Source organism: Peptidiphaga gingivicola (genome assembly GCF_001652275.1).
GTDB classification, from domain to species: domain Bacteria; phylum Actinomycetota; class Actinomycetes; order Actinomycetales; family Actinomycetaceae; genus Peptidiphaga; species Peptidiphaga gingivicola.
The window spans coordinates 528,824-554,619 of sequence record NZ_LVZK01000001.1 but is presented as its reverse complement, the minus strand read 5'-3'; the positions used below and the strand labels follow the sequence as shown (position 1 = coordinate 554,619).

The following is a 25,796-nucleotide window of genomic DNA, read 5'->3' as shown; positions in this document are numbered from 1 at the left end:
TAGCCCGCGGCGAGGCACAAAGGCGCACTCGCCCGTCGCCCTCGTGCTTTTCCCAGCTCCGAACGGTAAATTGATTGCGTTGGCGATCAGCGAAGGAGAAACATGCTGCCCCTGTCCGCATATCGCGAGGCGATTCGGCTAGACGAACCTTTTCCCACACCCGTGGACGACCCCCGCTCCAATCTGGACCTTCTGCGAGTAGCCTTGGGAGGCCTGAAGAACCGCCGTTATCCGGGCATCGATCCCGACCTTTCGATTTTCCCCCAGAAAGAGCTGGCCTTCGCTTTGCGCCACGAGCTGGTTCTTCGAGGCCCGGAGCCGATCGACGACGAAGTCACCGACGCGATCAACCTTCTCCTTTACCGCCATTCGGCGCACATGGGCCGCACGACGGCGGAAAATCTCATGCGCATTTCCGACATGATGCCCGCGTCCGACTACGGTTCGGCTCGCAACGTGGCAATGTGGCGAGGAGACGTCCGCGAGTTGGCCGCCGACGCCGTCGTCAACGCCGCCATGCCGAATCTGCTGGGATGCAAAGACCCCCTGCATCCGTGCATCGACAACTACATCCAAGGGCAGGGCGGCCCCTGGATTCGCAACGACTGCTCGGTCATCCGCGAGATTCAGGGGAAAGATCAGGAGGTCGGCGACGCCGTCCTCACCCGCGGGTACCGCCTTCCCGCCCGATACGTCCTCCATACACTCGGCCCCCACCTCAACGGGGGCGAGATCACGGACGAAGATCGCGAAAAGCTCGCCGCCTGCTACACCTCGTGCCTCGACCTCGCCCTGGAAAAGGGCGACATCCACAACGTCAGTTTCTGCGCGCTTTCGACGGGCCGCAACAACTTCCCCTTCGAGGAGGCGACCCACATCGCCCTCGACACCGTCAACCAGTGGCTCCAGTACCACGGCACGGACGTGATCGAGCTCGTCGTCTTCAACATATTCGAGGACGCCGACGCCGAGGGGTACATGCAGGCCCTCGAAAGCTGGGTGGAGGACTGACGATGGACCGGTCCGACACTCCCCAGAACAACGCAGCGGACGATTCGCGTCCCTCCGGCTCCTCGAGTCCGCTCAATCCCCCGGACCCAAGCGGATTCCGAAGCACTGGCGGATTCGGCTCGCCGCCGAGTCGCGAGATTCCAGGCGTCGACCTGAATGCACTGAACTCGGCGAACTCCCTTTCTGCGGTCAAAACGAGCAAGGGGGTGCCGGGATGGGCGGTCGTCGTCACCGCTTTGCTGGCGGCCGTCGCCCTCGTGGCTTCGTTCGTGGTGCTCAAGGGGAAGAGCGACGCAACGGCGGACACCGACAGTTCGCAGGCCAGCGCCAAGGCGTCGTCGAGCCATTCTCTGCCCGACAGCTTCCAGCAGAAAGAAAGGGCCGCCGCGAAGGCCAAAGGACTGACGACGGACGACTACATCCCCTCGGTCTCCGAGGAGAGCCGAAAGCTCATATCCAAGATCCCGACCTACGCTAACACCGGCCGCACGCTTGGCCCCGCCGACGCAAAAGTCAAGATCCACCTTTTCACGGATTTCTCTTGTCCGATGTGCGCGAAGTTTCACGCCCAATCCATGGAAAGGCTCGAAGAACTGGCCAAATCCGGGAAAGTCCAACTGGTGTGGCACAACTTCGTGATTTTCGAGCAGTACGGTTCCGACAAACCGGCTCGCGCCGCGCTGGCCGCGGCGAAACAGGGAAAGCTGTTCGAGTTCGCCGACGCGGCCTACAAAGACCTGGCCTCCCCTCAGGACCACGCCCGATACACCGACGCATCGGTCCGGACCGTGGCGGAGAAGGTCGGGCTGGACATGGCCAAGTTCAAGGCCGACTACGCCTCGCCCGAAGTCGCACAAGAAGCCTCTGCTGAGCAGCAGCTCGCCCAGGGCCTGGGACTCAGCGGCACCCCCGCAATCATGGTCGGCGACGCTTATCTTCCCGGAGTCGCCCCCACGCAGGTCATCGAGAACACGATTGAGCTGCAGGCAAGGGAACAGTGACGGCAAGCGTTGAAACAGCCCCTGCAGGCAAACAATAAGCCAACGGCAGGGTGAAGGGCCCTCGACAGAGGGCCCTTCAGTTTCGCCGACTAGATTTTCGCCCGCACTGTTCAGTCGCTGCGACGTCCTTTGACGTCCTTTCAGTCGCTCTGCCAGGCGTTCCACAGCGCTGCGTACTCGCCGCCGCGGGCCGTCAGCTCGTCGTGGCTGCCGTATTCGGCGACGCGACCGTCGATCATGACGGCGACCCTGTCGGCGTCGTGGGCGGTGTACAGCCTGTGCGCGATCGAGACGACGGTGCGCCCCTTGAGGACCCTGCCGAGCGCGCGCTCAAGCGAGCGAGCCTCCGTCGGATTGAGCTGGGAGGTCGCCTCGTCGAGCACCAGCACCGCCGGATCGAGCAGAACGATGCGGGCGAGGGCCAGTTGCTGGGCCTGCGGCGGCGTCAGGGCGAGCCCTCCCGACCCGATCTTCGTCTCGAGGCCGTCTTCCAGATCGTCCACCCATGTCGCCTCAACCGCCTCCAGCGCGCTTCGAATCTCTTCGTCCGTCGCATCGCGCTTGGCCAAACGCATGTTGTAGGCGAGGCTGCCGAGGAACACGTGGTGCTCCTGGGTGACCATGGCCACGGCGGTGTGCAGGGCGGATTCCGGCATCGAGGACACTTCGGCCCGTCCGATGCGCACCGACCCCGCCGCGGGTGCGTTGATTCCCGCGATCAAGCGCCCCAACGTCGATTTTCCGGCGCCGGAGGGACCGACGATCGCGACGGTCTCCCCGCCGTCGACGTCCAGCGTCACGCCGTGCAACACTTCCTGGCCGTCGCGGTAGGCAAAATGCACGCCTTCGATGTGCAAGGCGGCGTCGAACCCGCCGGAGGAATCCGGTCCCGCCGCCTCCGCCCCCGTGGCAGGACCGGAGACTCGGGCGGCGTTTGGCTCTTCACGGACTTCACGGCCGCTTTCGCCCGTGTCACGCGCGCTGCTTGCACCGCCCCCGCTTTCGCCCGTGTCACGCGCGCTGCTTGCACCGCCCCCGCTTTCGCCCGTGTCGTGCGCGCTGCTTGCGCCGGCGCCCGCTTTGCCCGCCTCTTCGCCGGTGCCGCTCTCACCATACTCTTCGCCGGCGTCCGCTTCGCTCGCCTCTTCGACGCCGAAGATCCTCGCAAAGGCGGCCATCGCGAACTGGAACTCGTCGGCCCACCAGCTGAACGTCCACAGAGGATAGCGCAGCTGGGACGCGTACAGGACGATCGCTGTGACTGTCCCGTACGTCGTTTGGCCGATTCCGATCATGTACCCGCCGAGTGCAAGGCCGGTGACCACGGGAAGATAGGTGACAAGCTGATTCATGACGATGAACAGCATCCGAACCCAGCCGGTGTAGACCTCGTTGCGCCAGTATTCGTAAATGAGCGTGTCCATCCGTTCGGCGCGCACCCGCCCCAGCCGCATGGCGTCGGCGGTGGTCGACTGCTCCACGGTCTCCGACGCAACGCCGGACATTCCCGCGCTGATGGCCGAAGCCGCAAGATACGCCGGAATGCCGCGCCGGACGTAGAAGCGAACCGTGAAATAGATCGGCGCAGCGGTCAGCACCACGACCCCACCGAGCAAAGGATCCGCCACAAAGATCGCAACAAGGGTCGCGGCAATCGTCAGGACCGTCATGAACAGCCGACTCACAGCGCCTTCGATGAAGAAGCTGACCCTCTCGACGTCATACGTGGTGCGGCCGATCATATCGCCCGAGCCGGCGGCCTCGACGGTCCCGAGGGGAAGGGAGGTCACGGCCCTCACGACCCGCTCACGCAGCACGGCCAGAATCTTCTGTGAGAAGACGTAGGCGCGCAGGCTTGCCGCGTACCCCAGAATGGCCTGAACCACCACGACGACGGCGATGAACACGATCGCGTTGCGGATGTAGGAGGACGTCGTTCCCGCGGCGACGGCGTCGACGGCGCGGCCGACGACCATCGGCGTGACAACGCCGACGACGGCGAGCGCAGTCTGGAGCGCGAAAACGACCGCGAATTCGGCCTTGCGATCAGCGATGAGGCCGAGGAGTTTGCGCATGGCGGTGCGCGTGCCGGCCACCGGGAGCCTCATTTCGCACCTCCCTTCTCGCGGTCGGCGTCGGCTTCGCCGAGGCCGACGCCGACCTTCCCGTCAACGCCGCCCTTCTCGTCTCCGACGTCCCTTGTGCCTTCGCATCTTGCGTCCGGCGCGGTTGGCCCTTTGTCACTCTCATCGCTTTCGCCGCGGTGGACCACGGCCCGGTACTCCGGGTGGGACGAAAGCTCGTGGTGGGTCCCACGCAGGGCCTCTTTCCCGTCGACGAGGAAGACGACCTCGTCGCATCGGCCGAGCACAAGGGGCGAAACGGTGGCGACGATTGTCGTCTTTCCAGCGCGGCAGTCGGCCAGCCGCTCGGCGATCCGGGATTCCGTGTGCGAGTCGACGGCGCTGGTCGGCTCGACGAGGATCGTGACGGGCGCGTCCAACGCGAGCGCGCGAGCGAGCGCCGCTCGCTGGCGCTGGCCTCCGGACATCGATCTGCCGCGTTCGGCGACCTGGCCGTCAAGCCCTCCCTCAGTCGAGGAGAGGACGTCGGCGCCGTCGGCTGCGTTGAGGGCGCGCAGCAGGCCGGCATCGACCGGCCGCTCCCCCGGCTCCTCGCTGAGAACCGGGCGAATCTCGCCGCCCGGCTCGAGGACGTCGGCAACCTGCGCCGCCACTGCGCGCGGCTCGATCGGCTCGGCGTCCGGACCGAGCAGATTCGAGCGGAGCGTGCCCATGTACAGCTCGGCTATCGGGCCGGAGTAGGCGATGTTCTTCCTGACCTCGGCCAGCCGGAGACGGCGCAGATCGACGCCGTCGGCATACACTTCGTCGGCGTCGTCGGTTCGGGCCAGGCGCGCGGCGAGGGCGGCGGAATCCTCGGGAGAGCCCGATACGAGGGCGACCGTCTTCCCCGGGCCGATCCGCACCCCCGACGCAGCGTCGGTCAAGGCCGCGCGCGTCCAGTCGGGCGCGGCGAGGCCGGGATCGGCCTGGGCGTCGGAAGCGAGGCGCTTGGCCGCGAGGATGCGCGACATCTTCTTCGCCCCCGTCCATGCCCGAGTGGCCACGTACGTCGTTTCGATGAGGGCCTCAATGGGAATGGACAAGTACGCGGTGAAGCCGTAGAAGGCCACGAGCGCTCCGGGGCTGATTGCGCCGTCGTACGTCATCCACAGTCCTTGGCCGATCACCACCGCCGTAAAGAAGGCCGGGCCGGCCTCCGAAACCACACGCAGACGCGCTCGGTACTTCGAGGCGCGGATGCCGGCGTCGCGCACCCGAGCGGACTGCGCCGCGTAGGTCTCGTTGTAAAGGTCGGCGCCTCCCACGCCGCGCATGACGCGCAATCCGGCGATTCCGTCGGAGGCGATCGAGGTGAGAATCCCCGATTCCTCCCGCTGCTCGGCCACCCGCGCCTCGAATGGCTTGACCATCCAGCTGGTGACGGCCATGAGAATCGGCATCCCGACGGCGACGAAGAGCCCCAAAGGCACGGATATGCCGATCATGAGGGCCACGACCGCGGCGAAGCCGAGGAACGATCCGACGACGGACGGCAGATAAGCGGTGAACGAACCGACTCTCTCGGCGTCCACCGTCATCGCCGTGACGATGTCGCCGGAGGCCATGTCGCGGCCGACGTCGGTTCGCCGGCCGAATACGACGCGCATGAGTCGCCGCGCGGGGTTCCACGCCGCCCGCATGGCAATGACGATTTCCATCACTTCGGACACGCTTGTGACGGAGTTGAGGAGGACGAGGCCGACGAACAGGCCGACGCCGGGAAGGATCTCCGGGGTCAACCCGTTTTCCAGCCCCGAATCGAGCACTTTGCCGAGCGCCCAGGGAATGAGGGCGGCGCAGACCGAGGCGATGCAGACCATCGCCGTATAGACGAGGTTGATTTTCCATGTGTCTCGGAACGCCTTGCGCATGATGCCCGACGGCGTTGCCGGGACGCGGTCTGGCTCCGAGGTGTCTTCCCTCATGAAGCGCGGCAAGCGCCTGGGCATGGGGGCGATGTATATGCGATGAGAATGGGATGCCATTGTTGTCTTTCGTAGGCAGGACTGAGCGCCCCGCGTATAGCTCTGACTGGGGTGAGGTCATGTCGCCGCGGAATGGACGTCGCGGCGCAGCTAATCAACGAAAGTTATTCATAGCCTGAGACATTACCACAGGAATTCGCCGATTCGCACACCGTTGGGCAAGCTTCTTGCCCATCCGGGGACGCTCTCCGCTTTTCTGCGGAAATTTCCACTCTTCTCGGGAAACGAGGCGGCGGCCTCGCCTTCAGGAACGGCGCCCGCGCTGCCAACGGCTTTCAACTCCCGAGAGGGCGCGTCCGCGCCCGCGGCGCGTCCCATCCGGAAGGCACGTCCGAGCCCGCAACGCGTCCCATCCGGAAGGCACGTCCGCACCTAAGGCGCGTCCTCGGCCCGAAAACGTCCGACGCCCCGCGAAAGAAGCTTCGCAAAATTTACTTTAATTCTTTATTTCCATTCGGTAGTTGAAATTGTTACCATCAAGTGGAGGGTCACTTTCCCTGAAAGCTCGTGGCTCCGAAACCGAGCGCCGCTGCGCTCACGATGAATGCGAGGCATGCATGTCAACAATCCGAACCCCCCGACGTTTCGTCGCCTTTGCGGCGGTTGCCGTCTCGGCTTTCTTGCCGATGTCGGCGTCTTTGGCCGACGATGCGTCGACGCCGTCCCCGGCGGCGCAGGCGGCGGCGTCCGCAGCGCAAGCCGCTCCGACGTCGGCTGAAAACGTGCCCTTCTCCCCTTCGGCCGCCGACGTCGCCCGCGTGCGCCAACGCGTGCAATCCGACCCCGCTTTCGCCTCGCGCTCCGCGCAGGAGAAAGAGAACCTCGTGCGCCTGCTTCTCCAGGGGACGTCGGCGCCTGCCCGGACGAACGACGGGCGCTCCCTTGCCCTCGTCGCCCCGCAAGTGCAGGGCTACGGCAAGACTGACGCCGACGCCGCCGCCAAGACTAAGCTTTACGCGACTGTCGACGGCGCCTCAGACCCCTCGAATCTCGCAGCGCGGGCGGAGTTTGCCGACGGCTACTGGAAATTCACGGTCCGTCTGCACAACGTCGGGAGCCGTTCGCAGTACCTCGGCTTCAGCGGGTTCACCCTCCTGAAGCTCGGCGGCGAGGGAGGAAAGTGGGCGAACCCCCGCCTCAGGACGTCCTTCAGCGTGGACGGAAGAGCGATTTACGGCGTGAGGGTGCCCGCGCACGGCGAGCGGACCGTGACCGTTTCCATCAGCGATCCGAGCTACAGCCTCTACGAGTACGTGCTTCGCGGCGGCTCCAAGACCGCTCCGCTGGGAGGATTCGTGAACTTCCGCCCGGCTGAGGACAAGACTGCCCCGACGGTCTCAGTCCCCTTCACGGGCATCTTCAAGGCGCTTTGAGCGCGTAGCAGAAACCGGACGGCGGGGCCGCCGATGCAAGCGCCCCGCCGTCCCGGAAGGGCTCGGACGTGCCCAGCAGAGCACCTCGGGGGCGACGTCGACCCTGGTGATCACTGCTGCACCTCCTAACCGGGTCGGTGCCTGTCATCTTATCCGCAAACGGAAGGCCTAGTCAGCCTTGCCTCTCTCCTTTTGCAGGGCCGACTTTGCAAGGCCGACCGACCGCAAAGCTAACGAACGTCCCTGCGTTCGAACAGCCATGCCGCGATCGCCGTGAGGCACACGACCCACACGAGGAGAACGAGCATCCCGGGGCCCGGATCTAGGGCGTCTCCCCCGGCCCGCGTGAAAACGGCGAAAGTCGAACGGTCGGGAAGGAAGCGGGCTGCCGAGACTATTCCCGACAGCAGCTGGGAGAGCCCAAGGAAGAGGGGAATGAGAACCGCCCCGGGGACGACGGCGGACCGCCAGACGACGGCGAGGCCCGCGGCCACGAAGGCCATTCCCACCCAGGAAAGCGCGATCATGGCAGCCTTGCCCGCCCCGGGAAGAGCGACGCCCCCGGCGGACATCGACAGGCTCAGCCAACCCGCGAGAACGCCTCCCGCCAAGGCGGCGAGCGTGAGCGTCGTCAGAACGGCCAGCTTGGCCGCCAAAAGGCGCAATCGCCGCGGCGTCGCCAGAAGCGCCCCGCGAAGGCTCGAGCTCTCGTACTCCTGCCCCAAAACCCCCATCGCGAGGACCGCCGTGAAAAGCTGGGACAGCTGGAGGGACCGAAGCAGGCTTTCGGTTTCCCCGACTGCGTTGCCAGCCGCCGCAATCGCGACGACGGGCACGCATGCCAGCGGGGCTGCGACCCCGAGGGCGCCAAACGGGTGGGTTATGGACTTGCGCAGTTCGGACGCGTAGAGCCCCACGGCTATCGCGCCCCCACGTCTCGCCTTAAAAACACCGCCCATCCGGCGGCGACGAACAGCGCGAGCCATGCGACGAGGGCCGCGAAACTCGCATTTTGGCTGACGTGGCACGACTTGTCCGGAATTGCGGAAAGGCAGCTTCCGGCCACCGAGGGCAGGTAGGCGCTTCCGCTCCACCGGCTCACAAGTGCGTTGCCTATTCCAATGGTCAGCGGGGCCAGCACGGCGGCGGCTGGCAGCCAGTTGCGGCACAGGAGCGAAATCGCGTATGACATGAGGCCGAGCGCAGTCCAGTGCACCGCGTTCCAGGCAATGAGCCGCCAGACGTCCGAGGTGAGGGTTGCCGGGTCCACTCCGCTTTGACTGTGCACCGCAAGCTGCTGGGCTGCGACCGTCAGATACGCGGACGCAAAGCCGACGAGGAAGAGGAAGGAACCCAGGCCGAGGAACTTGGCCCCGAGAACGCGAGACCTTCGGTTGACCGCGAGAAGGGTGGTCCGCACTTCCCTCGTTCGATAGTCCGCCGCTCCGAGGACGGCCGCGTAGATGAGGACGGCGAGCTCGCCCACGGATAGAACGTCGAAACCGAGGTACCGCGGATCTCCCACGGGCTCGGCCAGCTGGAGATGGGTCTGCGGCGTCGCGTCCAGGCCAATCGCGAGAAGCTGCCTGCCTTCGATGTAGGAGAGCAGAGGCTGCACAAGGAACAGGAGGGACAAGAAGACGACGAGGCCCCTGCCCGCCCCCATCTTCCGAAACTCGAGCCAAACGCTCCTGAAGAAGGCGCTCATGCAACCCCCTCCGTCAGTTCGAAGAAGAGGTCTTCGAGCGAGGAGATCTTTTCCGTGGCCTCCGCGAGGGGGGAGTCGAGCAGAATATTGCCCTTGGAGATGACCACCGCGCGATCGGCCACCGCCTGCACCTCGGAAAGCGCGTGGCTCGACAGCAGGACCGTGCGCCCCAGCGCCGCCTGCTCTCTGACGAAGTTCCTGAACCAGCGAATTCCGGCGGGATCGAGGCCGTTGGTCGGCTCGTCGAGCACAAGGAACTGGGGCTCGCCCAAGAGGGCGACCGCCAACCCGAGGCGCTGCCCCTCGCCGAGGGAAAGCGTGCCAAGACGCGACTTTCGCTTGGCGGAGAGTCCGGTCTGCTCCAGTGTCTGCGAGACTCGCGCGTGAGGGATGCCGTTGCTTTCGGCGACGATTGCGAGATGGGACGCCACGGAACGCATCTTGTTTCCCGCCAGCCCGTCGAAAAGCGCGCCCACGCGGGTGAGCGGCCGGTCAATGTCGCGGTAGCGCTTGCCCCCGAACAGAGCTGAGCCGCTGTCGGCCCTGTCGAGGCCCAGAAGAATCCTGAGGGTCGAGCTCTTGCCGGCCCCGTTGGGCCCCAGGAACGCGGTCACCTCGCCGGGGGCGGCCGTGAAGCCCACGCCGTGAAGAATCTCGACGCCCCGATGGCTCTTTCGCAGCTCGCTTATGGAGATGCTGTTGACGTTTGTCTCTATGTCGGTCATATGCCCGCCCTGTTTCATTATACGATATACAAGAGCAGCTTATACCAGGTGTTGTTCGCTTGCCAAGTTTCTGTAGATCTGCGACTTGACGACGAGCTCGGAGTGGGTGCCCGAGGCCACGAGCCTGCCGTGCTCTAGGACGTGGATGAGATCGGCGTCCATTATGGTAGACAGCCGGTGAGCCACCACCAGAACCGTTCTGTTGCCGGCCATGTTCCTCAGCACGTCGCCGATCTGGCGCTCGTTGTGGGAATCGAGGTTGGCGGTGGCCTCGTCGAAGAGGAGGATCCGCTTGTTCGAAAGCAAGGCGCGGGCAATGGCCAGGCGCTGCCTCTCGCCGCCGGACAGCGAGGCGCCCGATTCCCCGACCGGCCCGTCGAGCCCCTGCTCCGAGCGGGTTGCGAGGTAGCCGAGGTTGACCCTTTCCAGGGCCTCCATGCATCTGTCGTCCCCGACGTCGCCCAGGCCGAGCGTGAGGTTCTCCCGCAGGCTTCCCGAGAGCACGGGCGCGTCCTGTTCGACGTATCCGAGCACGTCGCGAAGGTCGCTGCGCGAATAGTCGCGTATGTCTTTGCCGAATACGCGTACGGCCCCGCGGTTGACGTCGTAGAACCTCTCGATCAGTTGGAGCACGGTGCTCTTGCCTGCGCCGGAGGGGCCGACGATCGCCACCCGCTTGCCCTCGGGGACCTGCAGGTTGAGTTTGTGGAGCACAAGGGAGTCGGCGTCGTCCATTTCCTGCCCGAATTCGCGGGTGCCGTAGGTGAAGACGACGTCGTCGAATTCGATGGCAGGGGCGTTGGGTTTGGCAGACGCCTCGAGGGTCTTCAGAAGCTCGGGCGAAAGGAGGTTCGCCATGTCCAGCTCGTCTTCTCGCGGCAGGTCCAGGATTTCGTTGATTCGCTGCAAAGATCCGAGGGAAGAGTGCAGCTGCGAGAGCGCCGAAGCCATCTGGCCCAGCGGAGAGACGAGAATGAAGAGCAGGGCCGCGAATTGGACGAGCTCGGATATCGACATCGCCCCGATGCTCGTGCGGTAAGCCCCCACCAGGATGACGACGATCGCCGAAAGCTGGAAGCCGATGTTGGCGATAGGGCTGACGATCGACTGGACCTTGGCCATTTTCAGCCCGGCTTGCCAGGCGTCCTCCACCCGGCCTTCGAGCATCGAGGCCTCGGAGTCGGTGGCGTTCGTCGCGCGAATGGTCCGTATTCCGCCCATGTCCCGTTGAACCTGCGAGGTGAGGCTGCCGAGCTTTTGCTGAGCGACAAGGCTGGCGCCTTGGATCAAACGGCTCACCGCGAAGAGGACGAAGCCGAGGCCGACGATGAGGGCGAGCGCCGTCCCCATGAGGAACGGATCGAGGAAGAGCATGAGCGCGCACGTCCCGATGACGAGCGGAAATCCCGTGGTGCACGCGACGAAGATCTGAAGGAATCCGGTTCGCAGGCTGGACGTGTCCGCCGCGACCCTGCTGACGAGGTCGCCCGCGCTTCGCTCGTCGTACTCCTTGATCTGGAGGCGTAGGAGGTGGTTGCTCAGTTTGCCCCTGGCATCGCGGACGATCGTTTCGCCGACCTTCTGCAGGTAGTAGTACTGGAAGACCATCGCCACGCCGGAGGCAAGCAGCACCCCCAGAAACACCCCGATCCACCCGAGGCTCGGCAGCGAGAACGAGCCGTCGCTGAAGAACTTCGCGATGAACCCCGGAATCAGAAGGGTGAGCCCCGAGCCAACGAGGGCCATGAGGGCGGCGACGACGAGAAGCCGCTTGTCCTTGGCGAGCCCGAACAGGTCGCGCGGCCGCACGGGCGCGGCAGGCGGCGGCTCCATCATCCTGTCGGGTTCGAGGAGGCCTGCGCCCGCGGATTCGCCGGAAGCCGCCGAAACGTCGGCGTCGCCGCGCGCCCGAACCTCCAAGCTCTTTGTGTAGTCCGCTATTTCGACGTTTTCGCTGACCGGAACTCCTCCGACCTCGACCCAGGCGTGCCCGCGGAACGGCTCGAGGGCGAAGCCCGAGCACCACGTGATCGACCGTCGGCGATACTTGGCCGCCCTCGCCACGGCGATCGAGCGCAGGAGGCATCCCTCCTGGCTCCTGGCCCGCTCGCTCACGGAGCATACGGCTGCCCTGTCCGTGCGGGCCGTCTCCATGTCCGTCACGGGGTATTTCGAGGCCCACTTGCCGATGACGCGCTCGATGCGTTCGGGTTTCGCCTTGGCCAGCCGGGACGAAGCGAGAATGGCCCGGCGCGCGCGCATCCGATCGCGCCAGCGGGTTTGCGTGGTCTCTTCGGAGAAAAGTTGAATCGTCATGCCGCCACTCCAAGTTCCTTGATCTGGGCTAGGAAGGCTCTCACGTCGGCGTCGGCCGTCTTCGCGTCGACGTCGTAAGCCTCGACGACGCGGCGGACGATTGCGTCGACGCCCATCGCCTCCCCTAGCGACTTCACGACGATCAGCCCGAGCTCGTTGAGCTGGAAATACCGGCCCTGCCTGCCGTCGAAAAGGACCGTGCCCTTCTCCGTTTCAAGGACGGACACGCCGGGCGCCAGCGACAGGCCCTCGTTCGTCGTTTCCTTTTTCTTCTTAGCGAACACTGCGGATCCACCTTTCAGCGGCGACTAGCCTTTTCAATTCGAAGAGGAACTCGCTGGAGAGCGCCTGCATCGACAATTTCGTTTTGAGGGCCTCGCGGTCGATGAGGCCCAGGTCCGCGACGGCGCCGTCGGCAAGGTCGCCGACGAGGTGCTTGCGGCGCGCGTACAGCGTCTCGTATGAATCCTGAGAATACTCGCCCTTCGTCGCCCTCGCGAAGATTTCGCGGGGCATGAGCCCGCGCATGGCGCGATACAGCATCGGCTTGTTCAGAAAGGGATGTCTGCGCATTTTCAGAGGCAGCGCGAGGGCCGCGCGCACGACGCCGGGGTCGACGAAAATCGAGGCCCACGTTGTTCGGCCCCGGCCGAGCATGTCGTTGACCTGGCGAATGATCGCGGCCTGCCCCAACAGAGACTCCAAGACCTGGTGGACGGTCCGGTCCCGGTTCATCGGCTGGAGAGACCCGGCGTCGAAGGGGGCGTGAAGGAGCTCTTTTGCCTCGCCCGAGAGGTACGAGGGGTAGGCAAACTCGCCGGACCATGACAGATCGTCCTTCGACGTCGAACCTTTGGAGGCAAGCTCGCGCATCGAGCGGTCGATCCAGCGCCCGTACTCGATCTTGCTCGCTATGCTCGGGATGCCGCGCCGCAGGGGCAGGCGGCGGTTGAGGCAGTAGCGGACGGCCAGGCACGGCGCCCGCAAGGGGGCTTGGTGCGCCAGAGACCATTCCATGGCCGGCAGCGGGGCAAACAGCTCGTCGCCGCCCAGCCCCGTGAATTGCACGCCGGCCGGGCGGGGCCGGTCCGCGAGCGCTTGGGCGTACCCTTCGCTGTCGCACCACATGGGCGGCGTTTCGGGGATGTAGCCGTTGGGGAAGGGCACGCTGGCGTCGTAGGTGAGCCCGGTCGACCCGATCGCCGGGTAGAACGCGGCGGGTGCGCCGACGTCGTTGACGATGCGCTTGGCCCACATGTCGTCGAGGTTGTACTGAGAGCTCGACGAAGCATGCGTCGCGTCGAAGTGCACATGGAGCGCGCGCAGAAGATAGGCGTTCGCAGCCGAGTCGACCCCGCCCGAAACGTCGCAGGAGATCGGGCCGCCCCGCTCGCACCAACGGAAAGTCGCCTCAAACAGCGCTTGGCGCAGAGCCGCGACCGCGTTGTCGACGTCTTCCTCGCTTTCTCCCGGCCGTTCGAAGACGGGCGGAATCTGGATCGGGCGGGCTTTGAAGTCCCGCCCCGTCAGATTGCGATCCACGCGGAGCGCTTCGAAGGGTGCGAGCGCCTGGACACCGTCCCAGGGAGCGATCCTGGACGCCACGCCGAGGGGAAGGCCGTCCACCAGGAAAGAGGCGAGGAAGTTCCGGCTCACCGCCGTTCCGATTTCCTTGGCGATTGAGCGCGCCGACGTCGACAGAAGAAGAACGCCGTCTTTCACGGCCCAATAGAGGGCTTGCCCGGACCACGCTGGAACCAGAGCGATCGTCTGCGCCCCGTCGAAAAGAACGGCGACCCCCGAACCGTCTGTGTTTGCGAGCTCTTCCGCCGCACGCCGCGCCGTGACCTCGTCGGGCAGCGCTGCGACCGCATCGCGCATGGCTTGCGGGACGTCGAAGGCCACGCCGAAACGGACCGTCCGCTCACGCCTGCCTTCGTCAAGCACCCGCCATTCGAGGCCTGGCGGAACCCGTGTCGAGGAAGGGCCGGAGCTCTCCGAACGCCTTCCTTCTATTAGTGTCTCTGTCAATCTTGCCTCCTGTTTCCCGGCAGGGTGTGTGAGTTTTTCTATCGGAACGTCTGGGTCGATGTCCCTATCGGGACCTTTGGGTTGGTGTCTCAACCGGGATGTCTGTGTCGGTTTTCAATCCAAATACGGAAGTTACTGGTGACTTGCGCAGGCGCGTCGCCTGATTCGTCAGAGGCGCCGCCGGGCTTCGCATTGTTTTGAACCGGGCGACGCATTGTTTTGAACCGGATGCGGACCAAGGGCGTCGGCCCGCATCCGGCAAAGTGACGCCCAGCATTCAAACGCAACGCTTGAAAGCTCGCGACGGGTGTGTTCTCTGTAAGCCATTGAGTCGATGATGCGCTAAACATCCTCAAAGGCACTGCTTTTCGCGCAGTTCGACCTCAACGCCGGCCCGGTCAGAGGACGATGCGTCCTCGCCCGCCGATAAAGTCACGCAGCGGTCCGTAGAACCAGCCGCGGGTCGCTTCGGCGTAGTCGGCGATCTGCTCGATCGCGGGGGAAACGTAAGTAGCCATGAGGCTGCCTCCTATTCGTTTTGATTGTTGAACTTGACGATCATTTGCCGTCAGGCCCGTCGGCGGGAGCCGAAAATCTAGTCCTCAGCCCCCGCCATGGAGAATTAAGTTGCGGACATCCACAACCTGTCTGCGCACTGATGCCGCTCCTCTTTCAGCTGCCGATCAAGACTGTTGCAGGCTCGTAGCCGAAATGATTAGTCGTGACACCCGCGCCGCAGACTTCTCAAAAACGGTTCGCCGCAATTCTTACCAGGGCCTTTCAACCCTAACAAAAGCCCGACCACCATAAATGTCCCTCCAAGATCCATGGAACCAACCGCGGGTCGTGTCGGTGTAGTCGGCGATCTGCTCAATCGCGGGGGAAACGTAAGTAGCCATGAGGCTGCCTCCTATTCGTTGTTGTATACAGTCAAGCCGCTTCGCACGCTCAAACGAACGACATGGAACGACGCGGCTTCCATCCCGTCACGCCGCGGGCACTTCGACTGCACGGGCGCCTCGATAGGCATCGACGGGTTGGTCTAAAGACTTTCCTGGGAAAGCCAAGCCTGCGGCAGTCGCCGTCGGCAAAGGCCATATGCCCTTGTTTGATCCGACGGAACTAAATCGCCGATCAAGAAGTATGAGGGAATAAGAGAAATGACAAAGCGCCAGGAGCTCTCGAAAAGCGCTCTAGCGCGAGGCCGACGATTCTTCACCGTCGGGATCGACGCATGTCAGCAGATCTTTGCGAACCCGAGAAGCGCTTTCGACGAAGGATTCGAAAACTCGGATGCCCTAGGACCGGACATGAGCGATCATTGGCATTAGCCAATCCATTTGAGACTAACGGGTAATTTTAGATCCTATTCATTTGTGATGGATCGAGTTTCAACTCGCTGCTTTACCAGAGCACCGTAGTTGCATTGATTAACCTCGTTCCGTTTGTTTAGTTATAAGACTACTATTCAGTACAGGTCGTTTCAAGAACTAAAATAGTGACATAGAAGTCATTGATTTATACTTTTCCCCCTTTAAATTAAGGATTTGGTCTGTTAATAGTCTTGTAATTTTCAAGAAACTGCAAGATTATTGCTTCGAGAATATGCCGTTTTTCGGCAAGAGACTTCGTGAAGCACGAAACGCTTCCTTCGGTGCGGTCTGGATGCGCCGACGCGTAAGGTTCCCTCACTGTCTGACGCGTCGACGCATCCCCCAGCCTCAGCTAGTTCGTTAGGACATTGCCTGCCCTAACGAGACTCAGCTGGAGAGGTTCCCGTTTGAGAAGATGATGTTGCCGCGGCCGCCGAAGATGTCACGGAATGGGCCGGGAATGAATCCCTGGGTCGCAACGGTGTAGTCGGCGATCTGCTCAATCGCGGGGGAAACGTAAGTAGCCATGAGGCTGCCTCCTATTCGTTGTTGTATACAGTCAAGCCGCTTCGCACGCTCAAACGAGCGACATGGAACGACGCGGCCTCCATCCCGTCACGCCACAGACGAATGGACGGTGACGGGTTGGTCCATGACGGCCTCCCAAAAACGGGAAGCCAAGCTAGTGAGACCCGAGAATCCGGGAAAATGAGAGAGGTGAGTCAGAGCGATTCAATCGGGGCCGACGGGCGTGCGCCCGGCGACGCGTACGCCTAAGCGGCGTGTGCTTAAAGCGACTGCACGTCCTAAAGAAGAACCACGCCTAAAGGAGATGCGCACCTAAATACATTGTGTAGAGCTGCAGTCCGTCGGAAACGACATCATTGCGAGAGACTTTCTGAACACGGATCTCTTCCCTTTAACTTTAAAAATGGATTATTTCAAATTTTTGACGTGCTCGATCGGGATTGCCGATCAAGTCGTCTCGGGGTTCAAATCCCGCGGGGCTTCGGCTCCTTTGTAAAGAACCGCAGCTCGAACTTCAGTTTGACAAACACATCAGATTCATTGTGTTTACCCTTGTTTCCTTTCTTGACTAAAAGCTTACTTCCGAAGTGGGCTCGACTCAAGAGCGCAAAAGGTGACAAACTGACTATTGACTAGCGTCTAATAATCTAATATCATTATAAATGATTACTTACATATTTAACTAAGTTTTTAACCACGTGTATATTTAAAAATTACATCGATTAGTTCTTTTGGCAGCGCCGCACAAAGCCCTGAACTCGAATTCCTGAATATTTCACGAGCAATCGAAGTGGTCAACCGCCGAGGCCTGCCCACCGCGCGACCCCGAGATTGTCCCGTCCGCGGGCCGCGGTGTTATGCAGCGGGTCAGCAGACAGGTCCGCAATCGTCACAGACCACGGGTTGCGAGCCGCCCGCCGAAGCCCGCCGCAGGCTCCGCGGTTTCACGGCATTTCGCGATCGCATGCTCAACCAGCCGCCCACGCCCGCCCTTGACCGTGCGGGGCGGAGAGCGTTCACAAGGCGAGTCGGCCTGTCACACCGCGACTCCGAGTTCTTTGATCTGGGCGAGGAAGGCTCTCACGTCGGCGTCGGCCGTCTTCGCGTCGACGTCGTAGGCCTCGACGACGCGGCGGACGATCGCGTCAGCGTCCTTTCCCTCTTCGAGAGAGCGCACGACGATCAGCCCGAGCTCGTTGAGCTGGAAATACCGGCCCTGCCTGCCGTCGAAAAGGACCGTGCCCTTCTCCGTCTCGAGAACCGAGACGCCCGGGGCCAGCGACAGCCCGTCGATCGCCGCGTTCTTCTTTCCGTCTTTTTTACCGAACACTTCGGATCCACCTTTCAGCGGCGACCAGCCTTTTCAATTCGAAGAGGAACTCGCTGGAGACCGCCTGCATCGACAGTTTTGCTTTGAGGGCGCTGCGATCGATCAAGCCCAGCTGCCCCACGTATCCGTGCGCGAGCTCGTCCACGAGGAACTCCCGGCGAGCAAAGAACGTCTCGTACGAGTCCTTCGTGTATTCGCCCTTCGTCGCCCGCGCGAAGATTTCGCGCGGCATGAGCCCGCGCATGGCGCGGTAGAGGGAAGGCTTATTGATATAGGGATGCAGGCGCATCTTCAGGGGGAGCGCGAGGGCCGCGCGCACGACGCCGGGATCGACGAAGATCGACGTCCACGTTATGCCGCCCTGGCCGAGCATGTCGTTGACCTGGCGGATGATTGCCGCCTGCCCCAACAGAGACTCCAAGGCCTGGTTGACGGTGCGGTCCTCGTTCAAAGGCTCCAGCCTTCCGGCGTCGAACGGCGCGCGCACGAGCTCCTTTGCGTCGTTGAGCATATAGGAGGGGAAGGAGAATCCACCCGACCACGACAGATCGTCGTTCGGCGTCGAGCCTTTGGATGCGAGCTCGCGCATCGAGCGGCTAACCCACCGCCCGTACCTGACTTTGCTGGCAATGCTCGGGATGCCGCGCCGCAGGGGTATGCGGTTGTTTCTGCAGTAGCCGATAGCCAGGCGGGGCGCCCGCAAAGGCGCCTGGTGCGCCAAAGACCACGCTATCGCAGGCAATGGGGCAAACAGCTCGTCGCCGCCGAGCCCCATAAGCTGCAGGCGAGCGGCCGGCGGCGGGTCGAAACGCTCGGCGTGGTGCCTCCCCCGCCGGATCGGCCGCCTTCGGGCAGGCGCCATCCGGTCCGCCAGCGCCTTGGCGTATCCTTCGGTGTCGCACCACATGACGGGCGTCTCGGGAATGTAGCCGTTGGGGAAGGCCGCCCCGGCGTCGAAGGTGAGCCCTGTCGATCCGAGCGCCGGGTAGAACGCGGCTGACGCGCCGACGTCGTTGACGATGCGTTTGGCCCACATGTCGTCGAGGTTGTACTGAGAGCTCGACGAGGCGTGCGTCGCGTCGAAGTCCACGTGGAGCGCCCGCAGAAGATAGGCGTTCGCAGCCGAGTCGACGCCGCCGGAAATGTCGCAGGAAATCACGCCTTCATGCCCGGCGCACCGCCGATACGCCGCCTCCACAAGCGCTTGGCGCAAAGCCGTCACGCCGTCGTCGACGTCCCCCTCTTCCTCGCCCGTCGGCTCGATGCGGGGAGGGACCTGAACGGGCCGGGCGTTGACGCTCGAATCTCTCAAATCTCTGTCTGCCCGGAGCATTTCGAAGGGTGCGAGCGCCTGGACGCCGTCCCACGGAGAGATTCTGGACATCACTCCCAGGGGAAGGCCGTCCACCAAGAATGAGGCGAGGAACGCGCGGTTGACGTCGGCCCCTATCTCCTTGGCGATCGAGCGCGCCGACGTCGACAGAAGAAGAACGCCGTCTTTGGCCGCCCAGTACAGGCTTTCGCCCGACCACGCCGGAACCAAGGCGATCACCTCCATGCCGTCGAAGAGAACGGCGACGCCCGGGCTGTCGGTATGCACGAGCTCCTCGGCCGCCCGGCGAATGGTCGCACGGTGCGGCAGTCCGAGAATCGCCTCGCGCATAGACTCCGGGGCGTCGAAACCGACGTCGGAGCGGCTCAGCCGTTCGCGTCGGCGGCCGTCGGCGACCCACCACTCGAGATATGGCGAAAGCTGCACCGAAACCAGGCGGCGCTCGTCGGGTCGAAAAGTTTCCAGCAATGTCTGCATCCGTCTTCGCTCCTAGTTGAAACCTGGGTGTGGGCCAGAACGCTGGCCCACACCCAGGGATGTGCCGTTCAGGAAAGGATCAGAACGGCGTGGGCGTCCGGCGACGCGGCACCCGGCCGCAGCCTTCTCACGGCCGAGCTTCCGCGGCGGACCGCTCTCGCCGTCCAATCCCGCCTTGGCTGGGTTTCGCTGCGCTCAGGAGCGCGACGGACTCACCACCAGGGCAAGGGGTACCAACGGCCGCCTCCGAAACCGCCGCCGAAGGCGTCGGCCCAACCGAGGTAGTACCCCCGAGTGGTGTCGGTGTAATCGGCGATCTCTTCGATCATGGGAGAAACGTACGTAGCCATTGAGGCCACCTCCTTTGTTTGTTGTTTGTGACTTAAGCCGTTCCACGTGCTTCGACGAACGATTCCTCTGTTCGGCAGAGCAATGTGACAGCGGCTTCCATACCCGTCACGCCGCGGGCGCCACGACTGGCAGCAACGAGTTGGTCTTTGACGGCCCCCGAATGGGAAACCAAGCCTGGGAAACGCGCTCCGCGTTTAGGGCGGCGAGCGCTTAAGGAAGAGTTGACGAGGTCGGAGTGGCAAGGGGAAATTGAAGAACGATGCATTTGACGACGCGCACAGGGGTGTGCGCGACAGGTTGACGGAAAGAACGCCGCCAAAATGGAAACGTCCTAATAGAAGCCCCTGAGCAGAGAAAATGTCAGTCTCAGTCGTGACGGGTCTTCTATTTGGTTGTTGTCAAGCTTTGCCGGCTGCGATAGCCAACCGATCCGCTTGAGAGGTGAAGGCTTACGAAGCATCGATTCTCTTCTGTCGAATCGTGACTCAACCCGATGCTGTACCAGGGCACCGTCAGCTGTGTTCTTTAGTCGTATTTACTTCGCTTAGCTTGAAGACTACTAGCGAGTATCGATCGGCACAAGCATGACTAAGGGTTTACTCACACCATTGACAAACACGTTTAGTCCCGCTAATGAAACCTTCTTGTCCATCGCTTCCAATCGAATTCGAGGGTCAATGAGGCGTATGAAAAGAGGGCGGACTGTCAGCTCTATCAGCGAGCGCACGAATTTCACCCGCGTTCCCTTCAAATGACGCGTATAACATTCGAGACGACGAATATGGGTCAATATATTGTGAGTATCTCATTGCCATTCATAAATGAATTTCATTCCTTGCTTTGCCAATACAAAATACGCATTGTCCGTCTTTGGAGACGCGAGCCAAACGCCAAGATTCATCTTACGCATCCGAATGTTTCATATAGAGAAGTTTGAGGTTTCGTACAAGGATCTGCTTGAGTGTGTACAAGACAATTCGAAACCTCCTGGATTTAAGCGCGGAAGGCCTGAAAGTCAAAGACAAGGGTCCCTGATGAGGAGAGGCAGCTTTGCATGCGTGTCTATGCTCGGGCATGTAGCCCCGTGTCGGCATCCATTTTCCAATCTTCGCGTATTGCAGCTTTCTAATTTTCGCGTGTTGCGGGGGGAAAATGGATCGTCAGGCAGTGTTGTGTATGCGCATGTCTGTGCTCAAGGGGGGAGTTGAACCCCCACGCCCTTTCGGGCACACGGACCTGAACCGTGCGCGTCTGCCTATTCCGCCACTTGAGCTTGGCCGCTTGCGCGGCGACCTACAGCATATAGGCCGCCGCCGGGTTTTCCAAGTCCGACGGCGATGATCCTTGCGACACTCCGCGCCGTCGGACTCGGCCGGCCTTATCCGCCTCCGCCGGAGCCGCTCCGCCGGAGGCCTCGAGCATGTGCTGGCGGATGCAATGGTCGGCAAAGGCCTTCGCTCGGGGCCGGTTGTGAGCCTCTGCCCGACGCAGGGACGAAGCGCCTCCTGCGACTCCTTGTCTTTGGGCGCCTCGACGCCGCCCTGACAGGGGGCACATCGATCCTCTCCTGGGCGAGTTGCTCCGAGACCGTCGAGTGGGCGATCTTGCCTCCCACGATCGCGGCGGCGCCGGCCGCGATAACGCTGCCGCGAGGGCTCTCGCGAGCGCAGAATAGATTGCCTTGGGCACGGTTTCCTTTCACGCCGACGATGCAGGTTCCTTTCACGCCGAGGACGCAGGGTCGCCTCGGTTTTCGAACAGATGGGCATCAAACAGATCCGACGGGCCAGCGTCCGCATCTACGCCGATCAATGCATGCGAGACGGCCTTGACGGGCACTCCGACGTCGAGTCGATTGGCCTTGAACATCTCATTTCATATTCAGCTACCGTCGTGTTAAAGAGTGTTTCATTCCACAGATTGACGTCGGTCCGCAGTTACGTTATCGGCTTACTCGGTGCCCCGAACGCGGTCAAGCGCCGCAAATCCAGTGTGTTCGCCGTCAAACCTTTGGGGAGAAGGCCCGTACGATGATGCCTTGCGGGGGATTTCGCCGTATCGTTAAGACTGATGTTGCGTTGATAGGAGGTGTCTTGTGGGCGCATTCGAAAAGTTCGAAAGGGGCGTGGAGAGCGCGGTGGCATCCGTCTTCTCGCGCGCCTTCCAGTCGGAGCTCAAACCGGTGGAGATCACGTCTGCAGTCAAGAAGGCGATGGATACGAACTCTGCCACGATGAGCCGCGACCGCATCATCAGCCCGAATGACTTCGTCATCCGGCTTTCGGCGAAAGACCGGGAGACGATGGCTCAGTGGAGCGAGGACGCCCTGATCGAAGAGATCACCTTGGCGGTCACCTCCTACGCCACAGAGCAGGACTACACCCTCCTCGGTCCGGTTCGAATCGCCTTCGACACGGACGAGGCCCTCAAAGCCGGCAGCCTTCAGGTCGAGGCCCTGATCAAACGAGGCGCGGTCGCCCCGGCGACGTCGTCGGTCCAATCGGGCCACCCGATCATCGCCATCGGCCCCGACCGCTATCTCCTGACCGGCGCGGTCACCGTGATCGGAAGAGGGTCCGAATGCGACATCACCGTCGATGACACGGGGATCTCCCGCCGTCATCTCGAACTCAAGACGACGCCCAACGGCGTCATCGCAACTGACCTCGGCTCCACGAACGGCAGCTTCGTCGAGGGCCACAAGATCACGGCCGCCACTCTTGTGGACGGCAACACGATCACGATCGGACGCACAAACATAATGTTCTGGAACTCACCGGGAACAGCATGAGCGCACTAGTCCTCACACTTCTTCGCCTGGGCTTCCTCGCCCTGCTGTGGATCTTCGTCTTCTCCGTAGTCTTCACGCTGCGCCGCGACGTCTACGGAACCCAGGTGCGCGATCGCCGCGCACTCGTCAAGGGGCGGCGCGCGAAGGCTTCGAAGGCCGCGCAGCAGCTGCAGAAACAAGCGTCGTCAGGCCGCGAACCTCAACAGGCGCCCGCGAGGCAAGCCCCGGCAACCGTCTCCGCACTCACCGTGACCGCGGGGCCGTTGACCGGCACGTCGCTTCCGCTTGGAACCTCTCAGATCATCGTCGGACGCTCACCCGATTCCGCCCTCGTGCTTGACGATTCCTACTCATCCTCCAGGCACGCCCGCTTCTACCAAGAAGGCGGCCAATGGTGGGTGGAAGACCTCGATTCGACCAACGGCACATACATCGGAGGAAACCGCATAACCACGCCTACGCCTGTGGGGCCGGGGGTTCCCGTCGTCATCGGGCGCACCACCATGGAGTTGCGTTAATGGGCATTCAACTTCGATTCGCCGCGTTCTCCGACGTCGGCCTGGTTCGATCCAACAATCAGGACGCCGGATACGCCTCGCCCAATCTGCTCGTCTTGGCCGACGGGATGGGCGGAGCCGCCGCCGGGGACGTCGCCTCTTCCGTCGCCGTGGGGCATCTTGCCTCGCTCGACGACGACGTCTACGGCGCAGACGACCTCATTCCGCTTCTGCGCACGGCCGTCAACGAGGCGCACACGGACCTCGTCGACCGCGCCAAAGCCGACCCCGAGCTCAGCGGGATGGGTACGACATGCATTGCGCTCTTGCGTTCCAGCAACAAGCTCGGAATGGTCCACATCGGGGATTCTCGGGCTTACCTCCTGCGCGACGGCGTTCTCACCCAGGTCACGCATGACCACACCCTCGTCCAGTTCCTCGTCGACCACGGCCAGATCACACCCGAAGAGGCGGAGAACCACCCGAAGCGCAATGTCATCATGCGAGCGCTCGGCGACACCCCCGGCGACGTCGAGATCGACGAGTCAATTCGAGAAGCCGTTCCGGGCGACCGCTGGCTGCTTTGCTCGGACGGACTGTTCGGCGTGGTTGCCCACGACACGATTGAGTCGACTCTGGCGGGCATGGACATCGTCCACGCCGGCGAGCGCCTCATTGAGCTGGCCTTGGCGGGCGGAGCCCCGGACAACGTCACCGTGGTGCTTGCAGAAGTCGTCGACGACAAGAGCACCCACGAGGTGCCCCGCAGCCAATATCCCATCGTCGTGGGCTCGGCCGCGGTCGACTACCGCAAGCCGACCCGCGGCGGCACATCGGCAGCCGCCAAGGCCGCCGCCTTGACCTCGAAGAGGGCCGTCAAAAACGCGGCGGAAAGCGAATCGGAGGCCGTGCCCGAAGAGCCGCCTCGTTCCCGCGCCGCCGCGAGGCTCGCCGTCGTCTTCGCCGTTCTGGCCATCGTGTTCGGAGGCCTGTTTGCGGCCTATCGCTGGACCCAGGGGCAGTACTACGTCGCGGTCGACGGCGGCAAGGTGACGATCTACCGGGGGATACCCGAATCCATCGGCCCGATCTCGTTCTCCTCGGTCTACGAGCGGACGAACATCCCCGTCTCGCAGCTTCCGTCGGTGGCCCGCGAGCGGCTGTCGTCGCCGATCACTCGCAGCTCGCTGGGCGAGGCCCGTGCCGTGGTTTCCAATCTCAGGGCCCAGCGCAGCACCCCGAGCCCGTCTCCCTCGCCAAGTCCTTCCACGACTTCGCCCACGCCCACCGCGCCCGGGCAGGAACAACCCGGGCAACCCGGCCAGCCGGTTCAACCGGGTCAGTCGAACCAGCCCGCGCAACCCGGCCAGCCCAGCCAAACTTCCAATCCGACGCCGGGGGCCAATCCATGAGTGTCGTCACCCAAACCTCCCCGCGAAGCGGACGCCTTCCCGAGGCGGTCCTCTTGGGCTTGGCCCTCTTCTCAGGGCTTTCCGCGTACTGCCTCGTCCATTTGGGCGTCGGAGAGTCGGGCCTCCCGCCCTCCTTCCCCCAGATCTTCCTCGTCACCGTTCTGACCACCGCAGGCGCGCACATCGCCGTCCGGCGCTTTGCGCCCTACGCGGATCCGGTTTTCTTCCCTGCCGCCCTCGCCCTCAACGGGCTGGGGCTCGCCATGATCTACCGGGTCGACATCGCCGAGGAGACCGACCACGCTTCGAATCAGCTCCTGCTGTCCTTCGTCGCCATAGCGCTCATGGTGGGCACGGTCATCGTTTTGCGCAACCATCGCACCTTGCGCCGCTTCACGTGGACCAGCCTCATTGCGGGCATCGTCCTCCTGTTGCTGCCGATGGTTCCCGGGCTCGGACGGACGATCAACGGCGCGCGCATCTGGATCAACATCGGAATGTCCTTCCAGCCGGCGGAGCTGGCCAAGATCTGCTTTGCCGTGTTTTTCGCGGGATACCTCGTCACCGAACGGGACAACCTTTCGTTGGCGGGTCCGAAGTTCTTGGGCATTCGTTGGCCGAAAGCCCGCCATTTCATTCCGATACTCGCAGCCTGGGCGGCGTGCATGGCCGTCCTCGTGATGGAAAAGGACTTCGGAACCGCGATCCTTTTCTTCGGCTTGTTCGTTGGCATGCTGTATGTGGCGACCGAGCGGGTTTCCTGGATAGCCATCGGCGGCCTTCTCGCCGCCCTCGGCGTCGCCGTCATCGTCAGCCAGGTCTCCCACGTTCAGGCCCGTTTCACCGTGTGGCTGCACGCCTTGGACCCGGACGTCTACGACTCCGCCCACGGATCCTTCCAGCTGGTGCAGGGGCTCTTCGGCATGGCTTCGGGCGGATTGTTCGGCACCGGTCTGGGCCAGGGCTACCCCAACAAGGTTTATGCGGCCAGCTCCGACTTCATCATCGCCTCCTTCGCGGAGGAAATCGGTTTGATCGGGCTTTTGGCGCTTCTTTGCATCTACCTCATCATCGTCGTCCGCGGCCTGCGCACGGCGGTCGTCCTCCGCGACGGCTTTGGCAAGCTCCTGGTGACGGGAATCGCCTTCACCGTGGCCATCCAGTGCTTCGTCGTCGTGGGAGGCGTCACTCGCCTCATCCCGCTCACGGGACTCGCGATGCCTTTCCTTGCACACGGAGGCTCGGCCCTTATGACGAATTGGATCATCATCGGCCTGCTTTTGCGCATATCCGACTCGGCCAGGCGCCCGGCCACCGCCGACCCGCTGCCTTCGGACGATTTCCTCAAGACCATACCCGAACTGGAGAAAGACAGCTCCTCGAACAAGAACGACGCCCTTGAGACGCAGGTGGTGAAACTGTGAATCG

19 protein-coding genes and 1 tRNA gene are annotated in these 25,796 nt (G+C 63.1%); 7 read left to right on the top strand and 13 right to left on the bottom strand.

Annotated features, from left to right (window positions below; genetic code table 11):
- Positions 1 to 102: 102 nt before the first annotated feature.
- Positions 103 to 1,011: a macro domain-containing protein gene (locus A4H34_RS02230; RefSeq protein WP_009198015.1), complete on the top strand. Its 909-nt coding sequence runs from the start codon at positions 103 to 105 to the stop codon at positions 1,009 to 1,011.
- A gap of 2 nt (positions 1,012 to 1,013) precedes the next feature.
- Positions 1,014 to 2,012 carry a DsbA family protein gene (locus A4H34_RS02225; RefSeq protein ID WP_064230923.1) on the top strand — a complete coding sequence of 333 codons (999 nt, stop codon included), beginning with the start codon at positions 1,014 to 1,016 and terminating at the stop codon, positions 2,010 to 2,012.
- Positions 2,013 to 2,152: 140 nt separating this feature from the next.
- Here the strand turns inward: A4H34_RS02225 and A4H34_RS11340 are convergent, their stop codons facing one another.
- Both A4H34_RS11340 and A4H34_RS02215 read right to left on the bottom strand, forming a co-directional pair.
- Positions 2,153 to 4,120 carry an ABC transporter ATP-binding protein gene (locus A4H34_RS11340; RefSeq protein WP_064230922.1) on the bottom strand — a complete coding sequence of 656 codons (1,968 nt, stop codon included), beginning with the start codon at positions 4,118 to 4,120 and terminating at the stop codon, positions 2,153 to 2,155.
- Positions 4,117 to 6,123 carry an ABC transporter transmembrane domain-containing protein gene (locus A4H34_RS02215; protein WP_064230921.1) on the bottom strand — a complete coding sequence of 669 codons (2,007 nt, stop codon included), beginning with the start codon at positions 6,121 to 6,123 and terminating at the stop codon, positions 4,117 to 4,119. The genes A4H34_RS11340 and A4H34_RS02215 overlap by 4 nt, the downstream gene beginning before the upstream one ends.
- A gap of 557 nt (positions 6,124 to 6,680) precedes the next feature.
- Here A4H34_RS02215 and A4H34_RS02205 point away from each other — a divergent pair.
- Complete coding sequence (locus tag A4H34_RS02205) at positions 6,681 to 7,496, top strand: hypothetical protein (protein ID WP_064230919.1); 816 nt, start codon at positions 6,681 to 6,683, stop codon at positions 7,494 to 7,496.
- A gap of 230 nt (positions 7,497 to 7,726) precedes the next feature.
- Here A4H34_RS02205 and A4H34_RS02200 read toward each other — a convergent pair whose 3' ends face one another.
- From A4H34_RS02200 to A4H34_RS02160, 11 genes are all read right to left on the bottom strand, one after another.
- Positions 7,727 to 8,413: a hypothetical protein gene (locus A4H34_RS02200; protein ID WP_064230918.1), complete on the bottom strand. Its 687-nt coding sequence runs from the start codon at positions 8,411 to 8,413 to the stop codon at positions 7,727 to 7,729.
- A 2-nt stretch (positions 8,414 to 8,415) separates the two neighbouring features.
- Positions 8,416 to 9,204 carry an ABC transporter permease gene (locus tag A4H34_RS02195; RefSeq protein ID WP_064230917.1) on the bottom strand — a complete coding sequence of 263 codons (789 nt, stop codon included), beginning with the start codon at positions 9,202 to 9,204 and terminating at the stop codon, positions 8,416 to 8,418.
- Positions 9,201 to 9,929, bottom strand: a complete 729-nt coding sequence (locus tag A4H34_RS02190) for an ABC transporter ATP-binding protein (RefSeq protein ID WP_064230916.1) — start codon at positions 9,927 to 9,929, stop codon at positions 9,201 to 9,203. The genes A4H34_RS02195 and A4H34_RS02190 overlap by 4 nt, the downstream gene beginning before the upstream one ends.
- Before the next feature lie 39 nt (positions 9,930 to 9,968).
- Entirely contained in the window at positions 9,969 to 12,245 is a 2,277-nt protein-coding gene (locus A4H34_RS02185) for a lasso peptide biosynthesis B2 protein (protein ID WP_064230915.1), read from the bottom strand.
- Complete coding sequence (locus A4H34_RS02180; RefSeq protein ID WP_009198025.1) at positions 12,242 to 12,529, bottom strand: lasso peptide biosynthesis PqqD family chaperone; 288 nt, start codon at positions 12,527 to 12,529, stop codon at positions 12,242 to 12,244. The genes A4H34_RS02185 and A4H34_RS02180 overlap by 4 nt, the downstream gene beginning before the upstream one ends.
- Complete coding sequence (locus A4H34_RS02175; protein WP_231870921.1) at positions 12,519 to 14,276, bottom strand: asparagine synthase-related protein; 1,758 nt, start codon at positions 14,274 to 14,276, stop codon at positions 12,519 to 12,521. Before A4H34_RS02175 ends, A4H34_RS02180 begins: the two co-directional genes overlap by 11 nt.
- 1,760 nt (positions 14,277 to 16,036) lie before the next feature.
- A complete protein-coding gene (locus tag A4H34_RS11175; RefSeq protein ID WP_009198034.1) occupies positions 16,037 to 16,177 on the bottom strand; it encodes a hypothetical protein in 141 nt (46 codons plus the stop codon).
- 1,036 nt (positions 16,178 to 17,213) lie between these two features.
- Complete coding sequence (locus A4H34_RS02170; RefSeq protein WP_082903002.1) at positions 17,214 to 17,507, bottom strand: lasso peptide biosynthesis PqqD family chaperone; 294 nt, start codon at positions 17,505 to 17,507, stop codon at positions 17,214 to 17,216.
- Positions 17,497 to 19,317 (bottom strand): asparagine synthase-related protein, encoded by a 1,821-nt coding sequence (locus A4H34_RS02165; protein WP_064230913.1) that lies wholly within the window; start codon positions 19,315 to 19,317, stop codon positions 17,497 to 17,499. Before A4H34_RS02165 ends, A4H34_RS02170 begins: the two co-directional genes overlap by 11 nt.
- Positions 19,318 to 19,529: 212 nt before the next feature.
- Positions 19,530 to 19,667: a hypothetical protein gene (locus A4H34_RS11170; protein WP_009198041.1), complete on the bottom strand. Its 138-nt coding sequence runs from the start codon at positions 19,665 to 19,667 to the stop codon at positions 19,530 to 19,532.
- Positions 19,668 to 20,857: 1,190 nt separating this feature from the next.
- Positions 20,858 to 20,941 (bottom strand) — tRNA-Leu (locus tag A4H34_RS02160).
- 822 nt (positions 20,942 to 21,763) lie between these two features.
- Here A4H34_RS02160 and A4H34_RS02155 point away from each other — a divergent pair.
- From A4H34_RS02155 to A4H34_RS02140, 4 genes are read left to right on the top strand one after another with little or no spacing between them, the layout of a single operon-like run.
- Complete coding sequence (locus tag A4H34_RS02155; protein ID WP_064230912.1) at positions 21,764 to 22,459, top strand: FhaA domain-containing protein; 696 nt, start codon at positions 21,764 to 21,766, stop codon at positions 22,457 to 22,459.
- The gene (locus tag A4H34_RS02150) at positions 22,456 to 22,977 is read left to right on the top strand and encodes an FHA domain-containing protein FhaB/FipA (RefSeq protein ID WP_009198048.1); all 522 of its coding nucleotides are present in this window, start codon (positions 22,456 to 22,458) and stop codon (positions 22,975 to 22,977) included. Before A4H34_RS02155 ends, A4H34_RS02150 begins: the two co-directional genes overlap by 4 nt.
- Positions 22,977 to 24,368 (top strand): PP2C family protein-serine/threonine phosphatase, encoded by a 1,392-nt coding sequence (locus A4H34_RS02145; protein ID WP_064230911.1) that lies wholly within the window; start codon positions 22,977 to 22,979, stop codon positions 24,366 to 24,368. The genes A4H34_RS02150 and A4H34_RS02145 overlap by 1 nt, the downstream gene beginning before the upstream one ends.
- On the top strand, positions 24,365 to 25,792 hold the full coding sequence (locus tag A4H34_RS02140) for an FtsW/RodA/SpoVE family cell cycle protein (RefSeq protein WP_009198050.1): 1,428 nt from the start codon (positions 24,365 to 24,367) through the stop codon (positions 25,790 to 25,792). The genes A4H34_RS02145 and A4H34_RS02140 overlap by 4 nt, the downstream gene beginning before the upstream one ends.
- The last annotated feature ends 4 nt before the right edge of the window (positions 25,793 to 25,796 follow it).